This window comes from Iodobacter sp. (assembly GCF_025352645.1).
Classification (GTDB): Bacteria; Pseudomonadota; Gammaproteobacteria; order Burkholderiales; family Chitinibacteraceae; genus Iodobacter.
Genome location: NZ_JANXSO010000052.1, coordinates 1 through 5,002 on the forward strand (window position 1 = coordinate 1; position 5,002 = coordinate 5,002).

The 5,002-nt window shown below is 53.7% G+C and carries 5 protein-coding genes; all 5 read left to right on the forward strand.

Features of this window, described 5'->3' with window-relative positions; translation table 11 throughout:
* A partial coding sequence (gene fliF / locus Q0R17_RS06985) for a flagellar basal-body MS-ring/collar protein FliF (protein ID WP_293933347.1) occupies nucleotides 1-1,341 on the forward strand: 1,341 nt, incomplete at its 5' end.
* The gene (locus tag Q0R17_RS06990) at nucleotides 1,325-2,341 is read left to right on the forward strand and encodes a flagellar motor switch protein FliG (protein WP_293933349.1); all 1,017 of its coding nucleotides are present in this window, start codon (nucleotides 1,325-1,327) and stop codon (nucleotides 2,339-2,341) included. The genes fliF and Q0R17_RS06990, both read left to right, overlap by 17 nt.
* Entirely contained in the window at nucleotides 2,338-3,006 is a 669-nt protein-coding gene (fliH, locus tag Q0R17_RS06995) for a flagellar assembly protein FliH (protein WP_293933351.1), read from the forward strand. Before Q0R17_RS06990 ends, fliH begins: the two co-directional genes overlap by 4 nt.
* Complete coding sequence (fliI, locus tag Q0R17_RS07000) at nucleotides 3,003-4,319, forward strand: flagellar protein export ATPase FliI (RefSeq protein WP_293933353.1); 1,317 nt, start codon at nucleotides 3,003-3,005, stop codon at nucleotides 4,317-4,319. The genes fliH and fliI overlap by 4 nt, the downstream gene beginning before the upstream one ends.
* On the forward strand, nucleotides 4,316-4,762 hold the full coding sequence (locus Q0R17_RS07005; protein ID WP_293933354.1) for a flagellar FliJ family protein: 447 nt from the start codon (nucleotides 4,316-4,318) through the stop codon (nucleotides 4,760-4,762). The genes fliI and Q0R17_RS07005 overlap by 4 nt, the downstream gene beginning before the upstream one ends.
* Nucleotides 4,763-5,002: the final 240 nt, after the last annotated feature.

Sequence of the window (5,002 nt, forward strand, 5' to 3'; positions counted from 1 at the left end):
AAAGGCGTGGTGGCTAAATTGCCAGCTGGTCTTGAATTGCTGGATAAAAATGATCCTCTCGGTGTGAGCCAATTTGTGCAGGATGTGCGCTTTCGCCGTGGGCTTGAGGGCGAATTAGTGCAGAGCATTATGGCATTAGAGCCAATTGCTAATGCGCGGGTGCATTTATCTATTGCCCGATCTTCTTCATTTGTTGATTCGGGAATTGATAAAAGCTCGGCATCGGTGATTGTTTCTTTAAAGCGTGGCCAGAAATTAAATCAGGAACAAATTGCTGCCATTGTTAATTTAGTGGCTGGCAGCGTATCTAGCCTTAGCCCGCAAAAAGTCACCTTGGTGGACGAGGCGGGCAGTCTTTTATCTGCGCGCCTTGATACGGCGGCCAGTGGTTTTGCAGGCAACGAGAACGACAGCGCCAGCCGCTACCGAGAACAAACCCTTAGCAGCATTCGTGATCTGCTTGATCCGGTGTTAGGTGCAGATAATTTTAAGGTGAGCGTTACCGCCGATGTGGATAACGATCAGGTGGAAGAGACGCGCGAGCAGTATGGTGCTGATCCAAAAATTACCAGCGAAGCCACCCGTGACGAGCAAACCAGCGAGAAAAGCGCCATCGGCATTCCAGGCTCTTTAAGTAATCGACCGGTTAATGCTGTGCCAGCCAAGCCTGAAGCTGACGCTAATGGCTTTAAAAAGAATGCGATGACCCGCCAGTATGCTTACGATAAAAGTATTACTAGCACCAAAAAAGCCCGTGGCGTGCTACGTCGCTTAAATGTGGCGGTGGTACTTAGCAATGCAGCAGCGCCTTCGGTGAAGGCTGGTTGGTCGCCTGCGCAAATTGCCAATATTGAAAAAATACTCAGAAATGGTTTAGGCATTGATAGCGAACGTGGCGATCAGTTGATGGTGTCTTCTTTGCCGTTTACACCTCGTCCATATGCAACGCCGTGGTGGCAAGAGCGCAGCACTATTTATGATGCTGCCAGTGTGTTGGGTTATGCCTTAAGCGTATTGCTGGCGTTTTTATTCTTGGTGCGCCCCGCTTTCAAGCTGTTAAAAGAAAGGCTTAATAAGCCCGCCACTCCTTTAGCTTTGACGGCAGCTGCCGAGTTAGATATCACGCCAGCTAGCCCTGCTACTGCCGAGGGCTATACCGCTGCCGTACCGAAAGGCTCGGCGATGCCGGTGGTGCCGCTACTAGAAAACTATGATCTTCCTCCGGCTGGCTCGTCGGTTGACGTGCTGGTCGATCACTTAAAAGAGTTGGCCGCCAAAGAGCCAGAACGCGTTGCCGAAGTGGTTAAACAATGGGTGCAAAAAGATGGACGCAATCAATAATCAGGCTGAAACCGTGCTGACTCCGGTTGAGCAGGCGGCCATTGTTTTATTAAGCATGGGCGAAGAGCCTGCTGCCAATGTGCTGCGCTGCTTGGGCCGTGAAGAATTGCTGGCGGTGACGCAGGTGATGTCGCGCATGAGTGGTATTAAGGTGGATACGGTAAAGGTATCCATCCAGAAATTCTTTGATGAGTATCGTGAGCAAAGTGGTGTGCACGGCGCATCGCGCTCTTTTTTGCAGCGCTCCTTGGATTTGGCCTTGGGTGGCGATATTGCCAATAGCGTGCTGAACAGCATTTATGGCGATGAGATTCGCCCAAAAATGGCGCGCTTGCAATGGGTTTCGCCGCAGTGGCTGGCCGATAGAATTGCCCATGAGCATGTGCGTATGCAGGCCGTCTTTTTAGCTTTTCTACCGCCTAATTTGGCGGGCAAAGTGGTAGAGGCGCTACCCGTGGCCACGCAAGATCATGTGTTGGTGGGGATTGCCCGTTTAAAAGAAGTGGATCGCGAGTTATTAACCGAGCTAGAAGAGCTGGTGAACCGCTGCCTAGATAATCTGCACACCCAAAGCACCGAAGTAGCGGGTATGCAGCAAACCGCCGATATTATTAATCGCTATTCGGGTAATAAGCAGCAAATGATTGAGCTATTGCGTGCCCACGATGCCGATCTGGTGGCTGAAATCGAAAGCCGAATGTACGACTTCTTTATCTTGTCGCGCCAAACCGAAACCGCGCTGATGCGCATTGTGGAAGACGTGCAGCTAGAGCAGTGGGCTATTGCCTTAAAAGGCGCTGAGCCGGAAGTGCGTCAGGCAATTACCCAAACCATGCCGCGCCGCCAAGCGCAAAGCTTTGAAGATATGATGCGCCGCTCTGGCCCTGTGCCGCTTAGCCGTGTTGAGGAAGTTCGCAAGGAAATCATGGCCATTGTGCGTGAATTGGCCAGCAGTGGCGAAATTGATTTACAACTCTTTCCTGAGGCGGTGGTTGAGTGATATCGGTTCGCCCTCATCGTTTTCCTTCTTTACAGCGGCTGCAGGCGGCCCAAGGTAGCAGCAGCGAAGCCCCACTGTCTGCCGAGGCCTATCAGCAGGGCTGGGATAGCGGCCATGGCGATGGTCATGCTGAGGGTTTAAGCCGTGGCGAGGCGGCGGGTTTTAGCGAGGGTCATGCCGCTGGGCTGGCTCAGGGCGAGGCCGAAGCAAGGCTGGCTGCCCTGGCGCGCTTTGATGAAAAAGCCGCCTTGATGGAGCTGCTACTGCAACAGGTGCAGCGGGCCAGTGATGATTTCCAACTGGCCTTGCGCCAAGAAGTGGTCGATTTGGTGGCCAAGGTGGCCAAGCAGGTGATTCGCTGTGAGCTGACTTTGCAGCCGGTGCAATTGCTGGCCTTGGTCGATGAAACCCTCGCAGCAACGTCGCAAACCAATACCTCGGTTGCCGTACATTTAAATGCCGAAGAATGCCAGCGCGTGATTGAGCTGGCCCCAGAGCGGGCTGCTCGCTGGCAGTTGGTCGCCGATCCAAATCTAGCGCCAGGCGAATGCCGAATTCGTAGTGCAGAAATGGAAGCCGATGCTGGCTGCATGCAAAGGTTAGATCTTTGCATGGATCAGCTTAGCGGGCAGCTGGTGGGTGAGATGGCCAAGGTTGCACCATGAGCTTGATTGGCGATGCTTTGCGCCGTTTAGATTTAAACGACGTACCTGTCGCCACTATGACCGGGCGCTTAATTGGCGTGACCGGCATTTTATTAGAAAGCGTAGGTTGCCCCTTAGAAACCGGCCAGCGTTGCCTGATTGAAACCTCATCAGGGGAATGGATTCAGGCGCAGGTGGTGGGCTTTCGCCGCGAAGTTTCTTTTCTTATGCCGTTTAAAAAGCCAGTTGGCTTGCAGACCGGAGCCAGAGTTCAAGCCGCGCCACAGGCTAGCTCGTTGATGATTGGCGAATCTTGGCTGGGCCGAATTGTAAATGGTCTTGGCGAGCCGATGGACGATCTTGGCCCACTGGGTGGCGATAAGCCACTGGCCGCCGCACCTCCCAAAATTAATCCCCTACGTAAACAGCCGGTGCTCGAGCCGCTGGATATTGGCGTGCGTGCCATCAATGGCCTGCTCTCCTTAGGTAAAGGCCAGCGGGTTGGTTTATTTGCCGGCAGTGGCGTGGGTAAAAGCGTATTGCTGGGGATGATTACCCGCAATACCTCGGCGGATATTGTAGTGGTTGGCCTCATTGGCGAGCGTGGCCGCGAAGTGCGTGAGTTTGTTGATCACTCGCTTGGCCCGGAGGGCTTGGCAAAAGCCGTGCTGGTGGTGGCCCCTGCCGATGAGTCACCGCTGATGCGCTTAAATGCTACCGAGCTTTGCCACAGCATTGCTGCCCATTATCGTGATCAGGGCCATCGGGTTTTGCTGCTGGTAGATTCGCTCACCCGCTACGCTATGGCGCAGCGCGAAGTGGCGTTGGCTCTGGGTGAGCCACCCGCTACCCGTGGTTATCCGCCATCGGTATTTGGGCTGTTGCCTAATCTGGCCGAAAGCGCAGGTAATGGTGAAAACCCGCAGGGCAGTATGACGGCAATTTATACCGTGCTGGCGGAAGGGGACGATCAGCAAGACCCCGTGGTGGATACCGCCAGAGCCATTTTAGACGGCCATATTGTGTTATCGCGCCAGTTGGCCGAGCGCGGGCATTTCCCTGCCATTGATATCGCACAATCGGTTAGCCGCTGTATGAGCCAGATTAGTAGCAGCGAGCATAACGCTGTGTCACGGCAGATTAAGGCGCTGTTATCACGCTACCGTGAAGTGCGAGATCTGATTCCCTTGGGCGCTTATGTGCCGGGCATCGATGCAGAAACCGACCGAGCGGTGCGTTTATTTCCGCGTATCGAAGCCTATTTACAGCAGGCCGTGAATGAAGCCGCACCGCTGGCCGATTCACTGGCCGATTTAAAGGCGCTATTGCAATGAGTACGCCCCAAGCCGTGCAGCGTCTAGAGCTGATGCTGCGTTTACGCCAAAGTGATGTGGATAAACAAGAAACCGTGGTGCGAGATAAGCACCAGCTGACGCAGCGCTATCAAAAAAACATCAGCCGCATGGAGTCGCTTTGCCAGCACTTAGGCGCAAGCGCTGTGCCGCACCCTGCATTGGCGATCAATGCTGGCGCGTTTAAACATTCGCTACTCAATTTCATCACCCTGCAAAAGCAGGATTTAGCCTTGGGCGATGCGGATCTGGCGGTGGCACGTAAAGATTTATTAGCGGCCGTATCACGCCGTGAAGTGATGGATAAATTAGGCGAGCAAGAGCGTATGGCCTTGCAAAAGCTGCGTGAGCGAGCGTTGCAAAAGCAGTCAGATGAAACGGCTACGCAGGCGCATTTGCGCAGAAGGGTTGGGATTGGTGCGTAGCCATGATTTTAGTGCCTTCGGCACGGTGATCTTGGTGCGGGAGCCCCCGCATGGGCCTTCCTTTCTTGCGCGGCCAAGAAACGAAGCCAAAGAAGGCCGCCGGTAAGGTTCACACTCATAGGTAACACATTCGTCCAAGGACATAGGTAACACTTCTCTGGTTTGTGATACGCACAACTGGAGCACGTTATGCCGTGGAATGAGGTGAAACCGATGGATGAAAAAGTGAAATTTATCGCC